Raw genomic sequence first — 304 nt, forward strand, 5'->3', positions numbered from 1 at the left:
AAATGCTTCACCCGACCGATCAGGCCAGGCTTCACCCATTGCGTCGCCAGCCGCTTCATACCCTTCGGTGGGCTTCCTGGAGCCTCCTGGACGCGCCGCCAGAGCCGTTCGCGCATTTCCCGGTTCAAGGTGATGAACGCGCTCCCAACGTAGCGGCCGGTGCCGCGCTCGGCCATCAGTGCGAACGCCGGCTTGCCGGCCTCCCGCTCGACGCCAAGCAGCTCATATTCGTTGATCGTGAAAGCCTTCGTCTTCAGCCAGGCGGTCGAATTCCCACTGCGATAGACGCTGTCCTTTCGCTTCG

At 63.2% G+C, this 304-nt stretch carries 1 pseudogene; it reads right to left on the minus strand.

Features of this window, described 5'->3' with window-relative positions:
* Nucleotides 1-304 (minus strand): annotated as a pseudogene (locus EN807_RS34265) (ATP-dependent DNA ligase); the annotation flags it as partial.

It is taken from the genome of Mesorhizobium sp. M5C.F.Ca.ET.164.01.1.1 (assembly GCF_004792125.1).
Lineage (GTDB): Bacteria > Pseudomonadota > Alphaproteobacteria > Rhizobiales > Rhizobiaceae > Mesorhizobium > Mesorhizobium wenxiniae.